The 16,145-nt window shown below is 70.9% G+C and carries 12 protein-coding genes; 8 read left to right on the top strand and 4 right to left on the bottom strand.

Annotated elements, in window-relative coordinates; all coding sequences use genetic code 11:
• Together K206_RS0132810 and K206_RS0132805 are read right to left on the bottom strand one after the other, a co-directional pair.
• Nucleotides 1-761, bottom strand: a 761-nt coding sequence (locus K206_RS0132810) for a CaiB/BaiF CoA-transferase family protein (RefSeq protein ID WP_020206537.1), incomplete at its 3' end; no start/stop codon positions are given.
• A gap of 11 nt (nt 762-772) precedes the next feature.
• The gene (locus tag K206_RS0132805; protein WP_020206536.1) at nt 773-1,942 is read right to left on the bottom strand and encodes an acyl-CoA dehydrogenase family protein; all 1,170 of its coding nucleotides are present in this window, start codon (nt 1,940-1,942) and stop codon (nt 773-775) included.
• Nucleotides 1,943-2,442: 500 nt separating this feature from the next.
• Between K206_RS0132805 and K206_RS0132800 the strand changes: the two genes are divergently transcribed.
• A complete protein-coding gene (locus K206_RS0132800) occupies nt 2,443-3,441 on the top strand; it encodes a tripartite tricarboxylate transporter substrate-binding protein (RefSeq protein ID WP_029044358.1) in 999 nt (332 codons plus the stop codon).
• 51 nt (nt 3,442-3,492) lie between these two features.
• Here the strand turns inward: K206_RS0132800 and K206_RS0132795 are convergent, their stop codons facing one another.
• A complete protein-coding gene (locus tag K206_RS0132795; protein WP_020206534.1) occupies nt 3,493-6,897 on the bottom strand; it encodes an autotransporter outer membrane beta-barrel domain-containing protein in 3,405 nt (1,134 codons plus the stop codon).
• Between the two features lie 261 nt (nt 6,898-7,158).
• Between K206_RS0132795 and K206_RS0132790 the strand changes: the two genes are divergently transcribed.
• Both K206_RS0132790 and K206_RS0132785 read left to right on the top strand, forming a co-directional pair.
• The gene (locus K206_RS0132790; protein WP_020206533.1) at nt 7,159-8,592 is read left to right on the top strand and encodes a metallopeptidase TldD-related protein; all 1,434 of its coding nucleotides are present in this window, start codon (nt 7,159-7,161) and stop codon (nt 8,590-8,592) included.
• On the top strand, nt 8,592-9,920 hold the full coding sequence (locus tag K206_RS0132785) for a metallopeptidase TldD-related protein (RefSeq protein WP_020206532.1): 1,329 nt from the start codon (nt 8,592-8,594) through the stop codon (nt 9,918-9,920). Before K206_RS0132790 ends, K206_RS0132785 begins: the two co-directional genes overlap by 1 nt.
• 18 nt (nt 9,921-9,938) lie before the next feature.
• Here K206_RS0132785 and K206_RS0132780 read toward each other — a convergent pair whose 3' ends face one another.
• On the bottom strand, nt 9,939-10,841 hold the full coding sequence (locus K206_RS0132780) for a LysR family transcriptional regulator (RefSeq protein ID WP_020206531.1): 903 nt from the start codon (nt 10,839-10,841) through the stop codon (nt 9,939-9,941).
• 172 nt (nt 10,842-11,013) lie between these two features.
• Between K206_RS0132780 and K206_RS0132775 the strand changes: the two genes are divergently transcribed.
• From K206_RS0132775 to K206_RS0132755, 5 genes are all read left to right on the top strand, one after another.
• The gene (locus K206_RS0132775; protein ID WP_029044357.1) at nt 11,014-12,000 is read left to right on the top strand and encodes a tripartite tricarboxylate transporter substrate binding protein; all 987 of its coding nucleotides are present in this window, start codon (nt 11,014-11,016) and stop codon (nt 11,998-12,000) included.
• Nucleotides 12,001-12,066: 66 nt separating this feature from the next.
• The gene (locus K206_RS0132770) at nt 12,067-13,056 is read left to right on the top strand and encodes a tripartite tricarboxylate transporter substrate binding protein (protein ID WP_020206529.1); all 990 of its coding nucleotides are present in this window, start codon (nt 12,067-12,069) and stop codon (nt 13,054-13,056) included.
• 60 nt (nt 13,057-13,116) lie between these two features.
• The gene (locus K206_RS0132765) at nt 13,117-14,031 is read left to right on the top strand and encodes an SDR family NAD(P)-dependent oxidoreductase (RefSeq protein WP_029044356.1); all 915 of its coding nucleotides are present in this window, start codon (nt 13,117-13,119) and stop codon (nt 14,029-14,031) included.
• Between the two features lie 4 nt (nt 14,032-14,035).
• Nucleotides 14,036-14,911, top strand: coding sequence for a MaoC/PaaZ C-terminal domain-containing protein (locus K206_RS0132760; protein WP_020206527.1), 876 nt, complete (start codon nt 14,036-14,038; stop codon nt 14,909-14,911).
• Nucleotides 14,908-16,143 carry a CaiB/BaiF CoA-transferase family protein gene (locus K206_RS0132755; RefSeq protein WP_020206526.1) on the top strand — a complete coding sequence of 412 codons (1,236 nt, stop codon included), beginning with the start codon at nt 14,908-14,910 and terminating at the stop codon, nt 16,141-16,143. Before K206_RS0132760 ends, K206_RS0132755 begins: the two co-directional genes overlap by 4 nt.
• Nucleotides 16,144-16,145: the final 2 nt, after the last annotated feature.

Genomic DNA, 16,145 nt, shown 5'->3' with positions numbered 1-16,145 from the left:
AGGCCGAAGATGACGCTGCCGCCGTCGCCGGTGCGGTGCACGCCGTAGGGCGCGATGGCCGGGTGCGAGGCGCCGAAGCGCGCCGGCGCCTTGCCGCCGTAGTGGCCGAAGTACAGCGCGTAGTTCATCCACTCGGTGAGCGCTTCCAGCATGGTCACTTCCACGCGCAGGCCGGTGCCGGTGCGTCCGCGCTGCAGCAGCGCGGACAGGATGCCGGTGTAGGCGTACATGCCGGCGGCGATGTCGGCGATGGAGACGCCGGCGCGCGACGGCTCGTCGGCGCCGCCGGTGATGCCGATCAGGCCGGCGGCGGCCTGGATCAGCAGGTCGTAGGCTTTCTTGTCGCGGTAGGGGCCGGCGTCGCCGTAGCCGGAGATGTCGCAGACGATGAGCTTGCCGTAGCGCGGGTGCAGGGTGTCGAAGTCCAGCCCCATGCGCGCGGCGGCGCCGGGGGCGAGGTTCTGCACCAGCACGTCGGCGTCGGCCAGCAGGCGATGCAGCACGGCCTGCGCTTCGTCGTGCTTGAGGTCGAGCGTGAGGCTTTCCTTGCCGCGGTTGAGCCAGACGAAGTGCGAGGCCTGGCCGTTGACGGTCTCGTCGTAGCCGCGCGCGAAGTCGCCCACGCCGGGGCGCTCCACCTTGATCACGCGCGCGCCGAGGTCGGTGAGCTGGCGCGTGGCGAACGGCGCGGCCACGGCGTGCTCGAGCGAGACCACGCGGATGCCGTCGAGCGGGCGGATGCCCTGGTGCGAAGCGAACATGGGCGCGATCCTCAGAACGAACGCGGCAGCTCGAGCACGTGCTCGGCCACGTAGGACAGGATCAGGTTGGTGGAGATCGGCGCCACCTGGTACAGGCGCGTCTCGCGGAACTTGCGCTCGATGTCGTACTCGGCGGCGAAGCCGAAGCCGCCGTGCGTCTGCAGGCAGACGTTGGCCGCTTCCCACGAAGCATCGGCGGCCAGCAGCTTGGAGATGTTGGCTTCCTTGCCGCAGGCCTTGCCGGCGTCGAACAGCGCGGCGGCCTTGTAGCGCATCAGGCTGGCGGCCTCCACGTTGACGTAGGCGCGCGCGATCGGGAACTGCACGCCCTGGTTCTGGCCGATCGGGCGGTCGAACACGATGCGGTCGCGCGCGTAGTTGCTGGCGCGCTCGATGAACCAGTAGCCGTCGCCGATGCACTCCGCGGCGATCAGGATGCGCTCGGCGTTGAGGCCGTCGAGGATGTACTTGAGGCCTTTGCCTTCCTCGCCGATCAGGTTCTCGGCCGGCACTTCCAGGTTGTCGAAGAACAGCTCGTTGGTCTCGTGGTTGACCATATTGCGGATCGGGCGCACGGTCAGGCCCTTGCCGATGGCTTCGCGCAGGTCCACCACGAATACCGACAGGCCCTCGGACTTGCGCTTGACCTGGTCCAGCGGCGTGGTGCGCGCCAGCAGCAGCATCAGGTCGGAGTGCTGCACGCGCGAGATCCACACCTTCTGGCCGTTGATGACGTAGCGGTCGCCCTTCTTCTCGGCCGTGGTCTTGAGCTTGGTGGTGTCGGTGCCGGTGGTCGGCTCGGTCACGGCCATCGACTGCATGCGCAGCTCGCCCGAGGCGATGCCGGGCAGCCAGCGCTGCTTCTGCTCGGCCGAGCCGTGGCGCAGCAGGCAGCCCATCACGTACATCTGGCCGTGGCAGGCGCCGGAGTTGCCGCCGGTGCGGTTGATTTCCTCCATGATGACGGAGGCCGCGGTCAGCGGCAGGCCGGAGCCGCCGTATTCCTCGGGGATCAGCGCCGACAGCCAGCCGGCCTTGGTCAATGCCTGCACGAACTCCTCGGGGAAGGCGTTCTGCTCTTCCACGCGCTGCCAGTAGGCGGAGTCGAAGCCCGTGCATAGCGCACGCACGGCTTCGCGGATGTCGGGATACGGCTGGTCGTGCGTCTGCTCTGCGAACATGAAAAATGCCCCGTTATCGGATTTAGCTTGCGGCCATTATTCCCGAGGCCCCTTCCCGCCGTAATTCGGATTTGCGAAAGAGCGGCTTAGCGCCCCCGGAAGCGGCGGCGCGGGGCGCCTTCCCGCGCCGCCGGGGCGGCGCCGGCACCACCTTCGCCGGGGCGTCCGGGGGCCCCGCCTGCCGTGCGCCCGTCGCTTTACCCCCAACCCTTGCCCCCGCTCCTTCCAGCGCGCCTTGCTCACCCTTCGGGAAATCCGTATTGCCGCTGTGGCGCTTTGCCGCCACGCTTGGCGCCACAACCAGAAAGCCGCGCGCCCGGTCCCGGGCCGACGCAGGCAAGGCCGGCCGCATCGCCGCCCCGTACCAGGCCGGCCGGACATATCAACCATAGGAGACACAGGCAATGGCACACAGCAAGGCACAACGGCAAGGATGGCGGACCGGCGGCAATGGCGGGAGCGAGGACAGGGACGAGGGCAAAGGCAAGAGCGGAGGCGGCATGGCGGGACCGGCGCCCCGGCGCGCGATGGCGCTGGCCGCGCTCGGGCTGGCGGCGGCGCTGGCGCTGCCGTGCGCGGCGCGCGCGGCCGACGCCTATCCGTCCAGGCCGATCACGATGGTGGTGCCGTTCGCCGCCGGCGGCCCGACCGACGTGGTGGCGCGCACGCTGGCCGCGGCCATGTCGAAGAACCTCGGCCAGAGCGTGGTGATCGAGAACCGGCTCGGCGCCGGCGGTACCGTTTCCGCGGCCTACGTGGCCAAGGCCGCGCCGGACGGCTACACCATCCTGATCCACCACAACGGCATGGCCACCGCGCCGGCGCTGTACAGCAAGCTGCCGTACAAGCCGCTGACGGACTTCAGCTTCGTCGGCCAGGTGGCGGACGTGCCGATGACCCTGCTGGGCCGCCACGACCTGCCGCCCAGGACCCTGCCGGAGCTGGTGGCCTACATCCGCCAGAACCAGGGCAAGCTCAACCTGGCCAACGCGGGCCTCGGCGCGGTGTCGCAACTGTGCGGCATGCTGTTCCAGAAGGCCATCGGCGTGGACCTGACCGCGATCCCGTACCAGGGCACGGCGCCCGCGCTGACGGCGCTGCTGGGCGGGCAGGTCGACATCCTGTGCGACCAGACCACGCAGACGCTGCCCCATATCAAGGCCGACAAGGTCAAGCTCTACGGCGTGACCACCACCCAGCGCATCAAGGCGCTGCCCAACACGCCCACGCTGTCCGAGGGCGGGCTCAAGGGCTTCGAGGTGAAGGTGTGGCACGGCGTCTACGCCCCGCGCGGCACTCCGCCGGCGGTGATCGACCGGCTCAACGCGGCGATGCGCGCCGGCCTCAAGGACCCGGCCGTGGCCGCCCGCCTGGCCGAGCTGGGCGCGGAGATCGTGCCCGAGGACAAGCAGACCCCGGAGGGCCTGCGCACGTGGCTGCAGTCGGAAATCGAGAAGTGGTCGCCCATCATCAAGGCGGCCGGCGTGCAGGCGGACTGAGCCAGCACGGAGCGGGCTGGCGGCGGCGCGGTGCCGCCGCCAGCGCCGCCGTCACCAGTTCATGCGGAAACCGACCACGCCCTGCACGCCGGCGTGGCTCTTCTCCCCGCCTTCCAGCGGGAACATCCCGTCGACGTTGCCGAACACGCTGGCCTGCCTGCTGATCCTGGCGGTGATGCCCAGGCCAAGCTGGCCCCAGTGACCGCCCGCGCGGGTCTGGATGCGGTCCACGCCGCCGTAGTCCACGGTGCTGTTCGCGCCCGACAGCGTTGACCACAGGTTCGCGCGCACGTATGGCTGCAGCAGCTTGTCGCCTTGCCTGCTGGTGAACTGCAGCCGTGCGCCGAGCCGTCCGAGCACGCTGTTGCTGGTGCCCAGGCCGATGGTCGAGAAGGCGTCCGCCGTGTTGTTGAGCCTGACGCGCTGGTAGATCAGCTGCGCCTGCGGCTCCAGGCTCCAGCCGGGCCGCAGTTGCAGCGGATAGCCGCCTTCGAGCGAGGCCGCCACGCCGTAGCCGTCCACGCCGATCGCGGTGCGGCTGGTGGAGGCGGTGCCGCTGTAGGACGTGAGCTGCAGGACCGCGTCGCCGTACCAGCCGGTCGCGCCGTAGTGGGTCCAGTACGCGCCGGCGCTGGCGCCGTCGACCTTGAGGTGGCCGGTGCGCTGGCGCTCGTAGGCGGTGGCGCCGGCATTGGTGACGGTACCGTCGACGCCGCCGCTGGCATGCGCGGCGCCGACGTAGAGGCCGGCATGGTCGCGCCGGCCGTCGTCGCGCTGGTGGTGATAGAGATCGGCGCCGACCTGGAAGCCGGCGATGGTGGCCGAAGCGGCCGGGTTGCCGAGGCCGCCGTAGCGGTCCTTGTAGGCGCTGCCGAACAGGCGGCCCCAGTGGCCGTTGCGGATCTTGCCGGTGGCCGCGACGTCCGTGGCGTCCGTGGCGTTCGCGGCGTCCGCGCGCAGGTTCTCCTGCTCGCCGGCGCGCTCGTGCAGCGTGCCCAGCGTGAGCTGGCCGATGCGCGCCGCGGTCGGCATGGCCGCGCCATAGACCGACAGCTCGGGGCCGACGATGGCCTGCGGCGACGGCTTGACCAGGCCGGGCGGCGTGCTGCCGGATTCGTCGGGGTGCTCGATGCCGCCGTACTCGAAGGTGCTGCGCAGGTACCAGTTCTCCGCCTGCGCGGCCTCGCCCTGCGCGCCGCCGCGGAACAGCCGGTAGTCGTAGGCGCCGGCGCGCACCTCGCGCGCGAGGTGGAAGGCGCCGGCGTCGGTGGTGCCGCCGCGCACCGCCTCGACCAGCAGGATGCCGCCGACGGTCTGCCCGCCCTGGCCGCCCGCGTTGCTGACGAGCACGGCGGTGCTGCCGCTGGCGCGGCCGCCGTCGATCACGAGCTTGTCGGAGGGGGAGCCGTCGCCGCCCAGCGCGGCGTGCATGGCCAGCGTGCCGCTGCTGCCGCCCGGCCCGCCGGCATAGCTGCCGGCGGTCAGCGTCTTGAAGCCGCCGGCCGGATCGAAGGCAACGGTGCCGGCGCTGGCAATGCCGGCCACGGTCGAGTCGCCCGTCACGCGCCATGTGCTGCTGCCGTCCACCGTGACCTGCCCCGCGCCGATGGCGGCGCCGGCGAACAATGAGCCTGCGGCGAGGCTCACATTGGCGACAGCCGGCGCCGCGCCGATGCCGGTGACGCGGATGTCGGCGGCCAGCGCCGAACGTTCCAGGTTCAGGTTCAGCGTGCCGCTGTCCACGCGCACCCCGCCGGCGCCGCTGAGATAGGTATTGTTGCGCGCGTTGACGTCGATGGTGCCGGCCTCGATGGTCTCGACGACGTTGCCGCCGGCATCCTTCCACACGGCGTCGCCGACATGCATCAGCATGGCGCCGCTCACCGTACTGTGGCTCAGGTCGACCGTCGCCGAGCCGCCCACGGTGGCCAGCGCGATGCCATTGGGCGCATCCACCGTGCTGCCGGCCACCTCGATGGTGCCGTGCACGCCCGCCACGGTCGCCAGGCTGACCAGGCCGCCGCCGAGTTCGCTGCGCACCGTGGCGCCGGCCAGCGCCACGCGCGCAGCCTGGACGGCGAAGACGCCGTAGCTGTCTTGTCCCCGCACCAGGATGGCGGTGCCGCTGGCGCGTATCTGGGCGCCGTTGGCGGCATAGAGGCCATGCGCGTCCCGTGCCTCGGTGGTGACGCTGCCGCCGTCCATGCGGATGAGGCCGCGATAGCCGACGACGCCGGCCGCGCCGGCACCGAACGTGTGCACCGTGGTGTCGGTCAAGGTGGTGTCGGCGAGGCTGGAGGTCTGCCAGAGACCCGAGCCGTTGACGCCCCGCGTGACAATATCGGCCTGCTTCAGGCTGACCGCCGCGTGGCCGCCGACGTGCACGCCGTAGCCGTTGCTCGCATCCTGGGCGACCTCGATGCGCGTGCCCTCGATCGCCAGGCGCGCGGCCTGCGCGGACGGGTCGGGCGCCACCGTGACGCCCTTGGCATTGGCGCCGCCGGCGCTGATCGAGCCGCCCTTGATGGACAGGCTGGCGCCCGCGCCGACCGTGGCCGCCGCCGCGCCGCTGCCGTTCTGGCTGATACGCACGTCGTCCAGTGTCACGCTCGACCCGGCGCCCATGCTCTGCACGGTGGTGGCGAGGAGGGAACTGTTGCTGAGGGTGCTGCCGGTGGCGTGGATGGTGCCGCCGCCGGAGGCGGACAGGGCGATGCCGCCGGTGGCGATCGTGCCGCCGCGCACGACGGCCTCGGAGCCGGCGCCGCTGGCGCGGATGCCATGCGCGGTGAGGCCGGCGGTGGTGACGTCGGTGTCGGTCAGGATGGCCCTGCCGCCGCCCGTGACGTTGATGCCGTGGGCGCCGTATTGCGTGGTGGCGATGCTGGCGTCCGTGAGCGTGGCCAGCGAGCCGGCGCCGTCGACCGACAGGCCGGTCAGCGCGGTGCGAAAGCCGGTGCGCGCCAGCGACAGGCTGGCGCCGCCGGAGACGCTGGCGCCGATGCCGGCGCTGGTCGTCAGTTCGCTGCCGGTCATGCTCGCCCGCGAGCCGGCGCCGAGGACCTCGATGCCGGTGGCGTCGGGGCCGCCGGTTGCGACATTGGCGTGCTCCAGCACCAGGCTGGCGCCGCCCGAGACACGCGCGCCGGGGCTGGCGTGGCCGGTGGTGACGATGCCGCTCTTGCCGGTGTTGGTGCCGGACTGCTCGTACAGGCGCACGGCGTCGCCCGGGCCCAGTTCGAGGCCGGGCGTGTGGTTGGAATTGCCGACGATCCGTGTGTCGGCCAGGTCCGCCGCCGGCGCGCCGCCCACGCACAGCGCCGCGGCGGCGCCCGCCAGCGCGCGGCGCAGCGCGCGGCCGGGCTGCGCCGGCTTGCCCTTCGACGCGGCATGTTCGGGGACCGGCACCCATGTGCCGGCGGCTTGGCTCCAGATGATGCGATAGGCGGTGTTCATGGTCTTTGCTGGTCCCGTGGGTGGCTGACCGGTACCAACGTAAATCAATCGCCTGCGCGCCGATGGGGGGTGAATTCTCAATGAGGCTGGTGAATTTTCTTAAAACTGGTTTAAATATTTTTTAAAAACAAATTTATCTAGTATTGATACGAATTTATTCAAATAAATAAATCGAATCAGATGGACGGGCGGCGGTTCCGGTGGGGAAGGCCGCGCCGGCGGAGTAAGATGCGCACACTCATATCGTCTCCGGAGTCTCCCGTGTTCGAACGCGCCAGGCAGGATTTCGCCGGTCTCGTCACCCGCGCCGGGTTTCATTCGCTGCGGCTGGTCCGCGCCAGCGGCGAGCATTGCATGGTGCGGCGCGGCGTGGCCGAGCCGCCCTCGCTCACGCAGGACGTGGGCGCGATGCTGACGGTGCGGCGCGACGGCGTGGAAGCCTATGCCGCCACCAGCGACATCAGCGCGGCCGGCCTGCAGCGCGCGCTCGATGCCGCCGGCGAGCTGGCCGCCCGCATCGCCGCGCACGGCCTGGTGGACATGCGCGCGCTGCCGCCGCCGCGGGAGCAGTCCCGCTACGCCTCGCCCGGCGCGCAGGACGCCTTTCCCGGCCTGGCCGAGCGTTTCGCGCTGCTGGCCGAGGTCTGCGCCGCCATGCCCGCCGACGCGCGCATCGTCAACCACACCGCGTACCTGGCGCACCAGTACCAGGAGCAGCTCTATCTCAACAGCGCGGGCGCCGAGCAATGGCAGGCGCAGCGCTTCGTCTATCCGGGCCTGAGCGTGACCGCGTTCGACGGCAGCGACAGCCAGACGCGCACCTTCGGCGGCTTCGGCAGCGGCCAGCAGGGCGGCTTCGAGGTGGTCGCGCGGCTGGGTTTCGCCGCGGCCGCGCCGCGCGTGGCGGACGAGGCCCTGCAACTGCTGCTCGCGCCCAACGTGCCCGCCGGCATCACCGACCTGCTGCTGATGCCGGACCAGATGATGCTGCAGATCCACGAATCCGTCGGCCATCCGCTGGAGCTGGACCGCATCCTCGGCGACGAGCGCAACTACGCCGGCACCAGCTTCGTCAAGCTGGAAGACTTCGGCCATTACCGGTACGGCTCGCCGCTGCTGAACATCACCTTCGATCCCGGCATTCCGCAGGAGCTCGGCAGCTACGGCCACGACGACGACGGCCAGCCGGCCGGCAAGGCCTTCCTGATCCGCGACGGCATCCTGCAGCGCCCGCTCGGCGGCGCGCTCTCGCAGTTCCGCAGCGGCCTGCCGGGCGTGGCCAACAGCCGCGCCAGCGGCTGGAACCGCGCGCCCATCGACCGCATGGCCAACCTCAACCTGGAGCCGGGCGACCACACGCTGGCGCAACTGGTGGCCGGCATCGAGCGTGGCGTGCTGATGTCCACCAACCGCTCGTGGTCCATCGACGACGCGCGCAACAAGTTCCAGTTCGGCTGCGAGTGGGGCCGCCTGATCGAGGACGGCGAGCTCAGGGGCGTGGTCAAGAATCCCAATTACCGCGGCGTCTCGGCCAACTTCTGGCGCAGCCTCGCGGCGGTCGGCGACGCCGGCACCTTCGAGGTCCACGGCACGCCGTACTGCGGCAAGGGCGAGCCCAACCAGATCGTGCGCGTGGGGCATGCCTCGCCGGCGTGCGTGTTCCGGCAAGTGGAAGTCTTCGGGGGAGCGGTGTGATGGCCGATATGGAATCGTCGTTCGCGGCGCTGGCCGACGACGTGCGCGCCGCGCTGGCGCCGGGCGAGGCGTTCACGCTGTGGTACAGCGCGGAGTCCTCGGAATTCATCCGCTTCAACCGCGCCAGGGTGCGCCAGGCCGGGTGCGTCACGCAGGCCACCGCGCGCCTGCGGCTGATCCGCGACGAGCGCCACGCCACCAGCGAGATCGCCCTGTGCGGCGATGCCGCCACCGACCGCGCGCGCCTGGCCGAAGGGCTGGGCCGGCTGCGCGGCGCGCTCGCCCAGCTGCAGCCCGATCCCTACCTGACGCTGGAGCGCGAGCCCTGGCAGCGCCGCTTCGCCGACGACACCGTGCCGCCGGACACCGGCCACGTGCTGGCCTGCATCGACGAGGCCGCGCGCGGGCTCGACCTGGTCGGCATCCATGCCGCCGGGCCGCTGTACCGCGGCTTCGCCAGCAGCTTCGGCGCCTTCGGCTGGCACGCCGCGCAGGCCTTCCATTTCGACTGGAGCCTGTTCCACGCCAACGGCCAGGCGGTCAAGGCCGACTACGCCGGCAGCCAGTGGGACGACGGCGAGTTCGCCAGCCGCTTCGGCGCGGCGCGCGCGCAGCTCGAACACCTCGGCAAGCCGGCGCGCGCGCTCGCGCCGGGCGAGTACCGCGCCTATCTCGCGCCGGCCGCGCTCGATGACGTGGTGGGCATGCTGGGCTGGGGCGGCTTTTCGGCGCGCTCGCTGGCGCACAAGGAAAGCCCGTTGCAGCGCCTCTACGACGGCAGCGAGAGGCTGAGCGGCCTGATCGACATGGACGAGCGCGCCAGCGGCGCGCTGGCGCCGGCCTTCGGCCCCGAAGGCATTCCGCGCAGCGACGCGGCGCTGGTGCGCGCCGGCCTGCCGGCCGCGCGGCTGGTCTGCCCGCGCAGCGCCCGCGAACACGGTCTCGAGACCAACTGCGCCGACAGCGGCGAGGCGCCGCACGCGCTCGCGCTCGGCGCCGGCACGCTGGCGCAGGCCGACGTGCTGGCCGCGCTCGGCACCGGCCTCTACATCGGCAATCTCTGGTATCTCAACTGGTCCGACGCGCCGGCCGCGCGCATGACCGGCATGACCCGCTTCGCCAGCTTCTGGGTGGAAGACGGCCGCATACAGGCACCGCTCGGCACCATGCGCTTCGACGACAGCCTCTACAGCTTCCTCGGCGAGCACCTGGAGGCGCTCACGCGCGAGCGCCAGTTGCGCGTATCGAGCAGCACCTACGGCGAGCGGCAGACCGATTCGAGCCTGCTGCCCGGCGCGCTGGCGGGACGGCTGAAGCTCACGCTCTAGGCCGGCCGCGCCGGTGCCTCACACCGGCTCCCGCGCCGCATCCTTCAGGTACTGCACCAGCGTCTCCGCGAACTGCGGCAGCTCGCGCCCGGGCCGACGCACCAGGCGCAGGTCGCGCTTGGCCCATTCGTCTTCCAGCGGAATGAAGCGCAGCACCTTGCGGCTGGCGTAGCGGCGCGCGCAGCTGTTGGGCACGATGGCGATGCCGGCGCCGGCTTCCACCATGCGGCACACCGCGTCGAAGCTGCCGAGCTGGATGCGCAGGCTGATGCGCTTGCCCATGCCGCTGGCGATGCGGTCGAGGAACGACTGGATCGCGCTGAACTGGTTGAGGCCGACGAAGCGGCAGGTGTCGAGCAGGTCGGCGAAATGCAGGCGCGTGAACTGCGGCAGCGGGTGGTTGACCGGCGCGATCACGATCAGCTCGTCGCTGCACAACTGCATCACTTCGAGGTCGTTGGTGGCCACCTCGCCGGCCACGATGCCGAGGTCCGCCGCGCCCGCGCCGATGGAAGACACGATGGCCTGCGAGAGCTGCTCTTCCAGCTCGATGTCCACGTCCGGGTTTTCCGAGAGGAAGCGCGACAGCGCCGTGGCCAGGAAGGAGTTGGTGGCGGTGGTGTTGGCCAGCAGCCGCACGCGGCCCTTGACGCCCTTGGCATAGGGGCGCAGGTCGGCGTGCAGGCATTCGAGCTCGCGGAACACCTCGCGCGCGTGGCTGAGCAGCGCGTCGCCGGCCGGCGTCAGGCGCACGCCCTTGACCTGGCGGATCAGCAACTGGGTCTGGAAGGCCTCTTCGAGCTGCTTGATGCGCGTGCTGGCGGCGGGCAGCGACAGGAAGCTGCGCTCGGCCGCGCGGGTCAGGTTCTCCGTTTCGCCGACGTTGAGGAAGAGGCGCAGGTCGGTCAGGTCGTAATGCATGTGTTTTGCTGGGCCAAAGGCCTCTTTTGTGAATCGTGAATAGCCATGTCTCCGCCGCCAATTTATCGTATTCGGCGTGGCAATAGAACCAAAAAGGCCGGACCGCCCGCATTGCGCGGGCGGTTACCGGATAGTCCGGCGCATCGCCGCCAGGCTCACAGGAGGAAGACACATGACACAACGGCGCAGCAGCGCTCGCATGCTGGCGGCTGTGGCCGCCGCGCTCGGCCTCGCGGCAGGCCCGATGGACGCCGCGCTGGCGGCCTGGCCCGACAAGCCGGTGCGCCTGATCGTGCCCGCGGCGGCGGGCGGCACCACCGACATCGCCTCGCGGCTGGTCGGCAAGCGGCTGGGCGAAGTGCTCGGCCAGCCGGTGGTGGTGGAGAACCGCGCCGGCGGCGCCGGCATCATCGGCGCGCAGGCGCTGCGCCAGGCCGCGCCCGACGGCTACACGCTGATGATGGGCAATATCGGCCCCAATGCCATCAACTACGGCCTGTACAAGCAACTTCCCTACCGCGCCGAGGACTTCGCGCCGATCACGCTGGTGGTGTCGGTGCCCAACGTGCTGGTGGTCAACCCCAAGGTGCCGGCGAAATCGGTGGCCGAGCTGGTGGCGCTGGCCAAGGCGCAGCCGGGCAAGCTGTCGTTCGCTTCGTCGGGCACCGGGCAGTCGGTGCATCTGTCGGGCGAGCTGTTCAAGAAGCGCGCCGGCATCGACATCATCCACGTGCCCTACAAGGGCGCCGCGCCGGCCGTGGCCGACCTGGTGGCCGGGCAGGTGACCATGATGGTGGACAACCTGCCGAGTTCGATGGCGCAGATCCAGGCCGGCAAGCTGCGCCCGCTGGCCGTGACCAGCGCCACGCGCGTGCCCGAGCTGCCGGACGTGCCGACCATGAAGGAAGCCGGCTTCGACGATTTCCAGGTGACGGCGTGGTTCGGGCTGGTGGCGCCGGCGGGCACGCCGCCCGCGCTGGTGGCGCGGCTGCAGAAGGCGGTGGCGGCCATCCTCGCCGAGCCGGAGGTCAAGACGCGGCTGGCCGAGCTCGGCGGCATGCCGGGCGGCGACACGCCCGAGCATTTCGGCAATTTCATCAACGCCGAGCGCGTGCGCTGGGCCAAGGTGGTCAAGGATACCGGCATCCCGCTGCAATGACGGCGCGCGCGCCGTGATCGTCACGCGTCACGACAACAAGCCGCAACGGCACCAAGGAGACAAGGCATGGACACATCGCGCGCATCCCCCCGCAGGACCTGGCTGATGGCGGCGCTGGCGGCCGGCCTGCTGTGCGCCGGCGTGCCGGCGCTGGCCGACACCTGGCCGGCCAAGCCGATCCAGTTGCTGATTCCGTATCCGCCGGGCGGCAGCGCCGACCTGCTGGCGCGCCCGGTGGCGGCCCGGCTGCAGGAGCGGCTGGGCCAGCCGGTGGTGCTCGACTACCGGCCCGGCGCGGGCGGCACCATTGCATCGCAGCAACTCGCGCGCGCCAAGCCGGACGGCTACACGCTGATCGTGGTGCTGGCCGCGCACGCGATCAACGCCAGCCTCTATCCCAGGCTGCCGTATGACACGCGCAAGGATTTCGCGCCGGTCTCGCTGGTGGCCAACCTGCCGCTGATCCTGGCCGGCAGCGCGTCGCTCAAGGCCAGGACGGTGCCCGAGCTGATCGCCCAGGCCAGGGCCGAGCCCGGCAAGCTCACCTTCGGCTCGGCCGGCAACGGCAATACCGGCCACCTCGCCGGCGAGCTGTTCGACAGCCTGGCCGGCGTCAAGATGACGCACGTGCCGTACAAGGGCAGCTCGCAGGTGGTCAACGCCATGCTGGCCGGCGAGGTGCAGCTGACCTTCGACAGCATCTCCACCACCATGCCGCACGTGCGCAGCGGCCGCCTGCACGCGCTGGCCGTGACCAGCGGCAAGCGCGCCGCGCTGGCGCCCGAGGTGCCCACGCTGGCCGAGGCCGGCGTGCCCGGCTTCGACATCAACGGCTGGTACGCGGTGCTGGCGCCGGCCGGCACGCCGCCGGCCATCGTCGAGCGGCTCAGCAAGGACATCGCCGCGGTGCTGACGCAGCCCGAGCTGCGCGCCAATCTCGCCGCCAACGGCTACGAGCCGGTCGGCTCCACGCCGGCCGCGCTGGGCGCGCACATCGACGCCGAGATCGCGCGCTGGAGCAAGGTGGTCAAGGACTCCGGCGCGCGGCTCGAATGAGCCGCGGCGCCGCCGCACCGATTTGAACGAACTAGTGAATACGCAGACAGGAGCAATGACATGAGTGGATTGATGGCAGGCAAGGTGGCGCTGGTGACCGGCGCGGGCGGCGGCATCGGGCGCGGCGTCGCGCTGGAGCTGGCCAAGGCGGGCGCGAAGGTGGTGGTCAACGACATCGGCGTGTCGCTCACCGGCGAGGGCGGCGACGCCGGCCCCGCGCAGCGCGTGGTCGACGAGATCCGCGCCGCCGGCGGCACCGCGGTGGCCAATACCGACAGCGTGTCGAGCTGGCAGGGCGCCAGCGCCATCGTGCAATGCGCGCTGGACAACTTCGGCCGCATCGACGCGGTGGTCAACAACGCCGGCAACCTGCGCGACCGCATGTTCTTCAAGATGAACGAGGAAGAATGGCGCTCGGTGATCGACGTGCACCTCAACGGCACCTTCTTCGTCAGCCGCGCCGCCGCCAACCACTTCAAGGACCAGGAAAGCGGCGCCTACGTGCACATGACCTCCACCTCGGGGCTGATCGGCAACCTGGGCCAGGCCAACTACTCGGCGGCCAAGCTCGGCATCGCCGCGCTGTCGAAGTCGATCGCGCTGGACATGGCGCGCTTCAACGTGCGCTCGAACTGCATCGCGCCGTTCGCGTGGAGCCGCATGACCAGCTCGATCCCGTCGGAGACGCCGGAAGAAAAGGCGCGCGTGGCCAAGCTGCAGAAGATGGAGGCCAACAAGGTGGCGCCGATGGCGACCTTCCTCGCCAGCGACGCCGCGCACGAGGTCAACGCGCAGATCTTCGCCGTGCGCGCCAACGAGATCATGCTGATGAGCCAGCCGCGCCCGGTGCGCTCGGTGCACATGAGCGAAGGCTGGACCCCGGAGATGATCGGCGAGATCGCGATTCCCGCCATGCGCGGCAGCTTCTTCAAGCTCGAGCGCTCGCCCGACGTGATCAACTGGGACCCGATCTGACACCATGCCGCTCGACTATCAACGCATCAAGCACTGGGACTTCCCCGAGGTCGTGCAGACCTACGGCGAGAAGGACTCCATCCTGTACGCGCTCGGCCTCGGCCTGGGCGAGCAGCCCGACGACCCGCGCCAGTTGCGCTACGTCTACGAGGCGCGGCTCAAGGCCTTCCCCACGCAGGCCGTGGTGCTGGCCTATCCCGGCTTCTGGATGCAGGACCCGCGCAGCGGCATCGACTGGGTGCGCATCGTGCACGGCGAGCAGCGCCTGCGGCTGCACCGCCCGCTGCCCGCGGCCGGCACCGTGCGCGCACGCGCGCGCATCAGCCACGTGATCGACAAGGGCGCCGACAAGGGCGCGCTGGTGATCATCGAGCGCACGCTGGTCGACGACGCCAGCGGCGCGGAGCTGGCCACCGTCACGCACACCACGTTCTGCCGCGCCGACGGCGGCTTCGGCCAGGGCGACGCCCCGCCCGAGGCGCTGCCGGCCGCGCCGGCGCGCGCGCCGGACGCGGTGCGCAGCCTCGCCATCCTGCCGCAGGCGGCGCTGCTGTACCGCCTCAACGCCGACCCCAACCCGCTGCACGCCGACCCCGAAGTGGCCCGCGCCGCCGGCTTCGACAAGCCCATCCTGCACGGCCTGTGCACCTACGGCGTGGCCGCGCGCGCGCTGGTGGACACCTTTGCCGACGGCGACGGCGACCGCCTGCTCGAACTGAACGTGCGCTTCTCGCGCCCGGTCTTCCCCGGCGAGACGCTGGCAGTGCGCATGTGGCGCGACGGCAGCCACGACGGCGCGCAGCGCGTGCTGTTCGACGCGCGCATCGCGGCGCGCGACGTCACCGTGCTCAGCAACGGCGTGGCGGAGTTCCGCGCATGAGCGCCCCGATCAAAAGCGCGCTCGACGGCGTGCGCGTGCTCGACCTCTCGCGCATCCTGGCCGGCCCGTGGTGCGCGCAGAACCTCGCCGACCTCGGCGCCGAGGTCATCAAGATCGAACGCCCCGGCGTGGGCGACGACACCCGCTCGTGGGGCCCGCCGTGGCTGCCCGGCGGCGACGGCAAGCCCACGCGCGACGCCACCTACTACGCCGGCGCCAACCGCGGCAAGCGCTCGGTCACGCTCGACATCGCCAGCGCCGAAGGGCAGGCCATCGTGCGCGAGCTCGCCGCCAGGTCGCAGATCCTGCTCGAGAACTACAAGGTCGGCGACCTCAAGCGCTACGGCCTCGACTACGACAGCCTCAAGGCCATCAATCCCGCGCTGGTCTACTGCTCCATCACCGGCTACGGCCAGGAAGGCCCGAGCGCGCACAAGCCCGGCTACGACTTCATCTTCCAGGGCATCGGCGGCCTGATGAGCATCACCGGCGAGCGCGACGACCTGCCCGGCGGCGGCCCGCAGAAAGTCGGCGTGGCCGTGGTCGACATGCTCACCGGCATGTACGCCACCGTCGCCGTGCTGGCCGCGCTGCGCCACGCCGAGCGCACCGGCGAAGGCCAGCGCATCGACATGGCCCTGCTCGACGCCGTGGTCGCGGTCGGCGCCACGCCGATCATCGCCCAGCGCGTCACCGGCAAGGTGCCGGGCCGCTTCGGCAACGCCCACGCCAACATGGTGCCGTACCACGTGTTCGCCACCGCCGACGGCTACATGATCGTGGCGGCCGGCAACGACGGCCAGTGGCAAGGCTACTGCCGCGGCGTGGCACGCCCGGACCTCGCGCAGGACGAACGCTTCGTCACGGGCTCGGGGCGCATCGTCAACCGCGAGGTGCTGGTGCCGCTGCTCGAAGCGCACATGCGCACGCGCACCACCGCGCACTGGGTCGAAGCGCTGGAACGCGAAGGGATTCCGTGCGGGCCCATCAACGATTACGCGCAGATGCTGGAAGACCCGCAGGTGCGGCACCGTGAGTTGCAGGTCGATCTTTTGCGTAGCGATGGTGGTGTGTGTCCTACGGTGAAGAGTCCGTTGCGGCTGTCGGCTACGCCGGTGCGTTATGACGCGGCGCCGCCGCGGCTGGGGGAGCATACCGATAGTGTGCTGGGGGATGTTTTGGGGATGTCGGTGGAGAGGATTGGGGTGTTGAGGGGGAAGGGGGTGGTTTGAGG

It is taken from the genome of Cupriavidus sp. WS (genome assembly GCF_000395345.1).
Lineage (GTDB): Bacteria > Pseudomonadota > Gammaproteobacteria > Burkholderiales > Burkholderiaceae > Cupriavidus > Cupriavidus basilensis_B.
The sequence above is the reverse complement of the archived record's forward strand: the minus strand, read 5'-3'. Positions and strand labels throughout refer to the sequence as shown.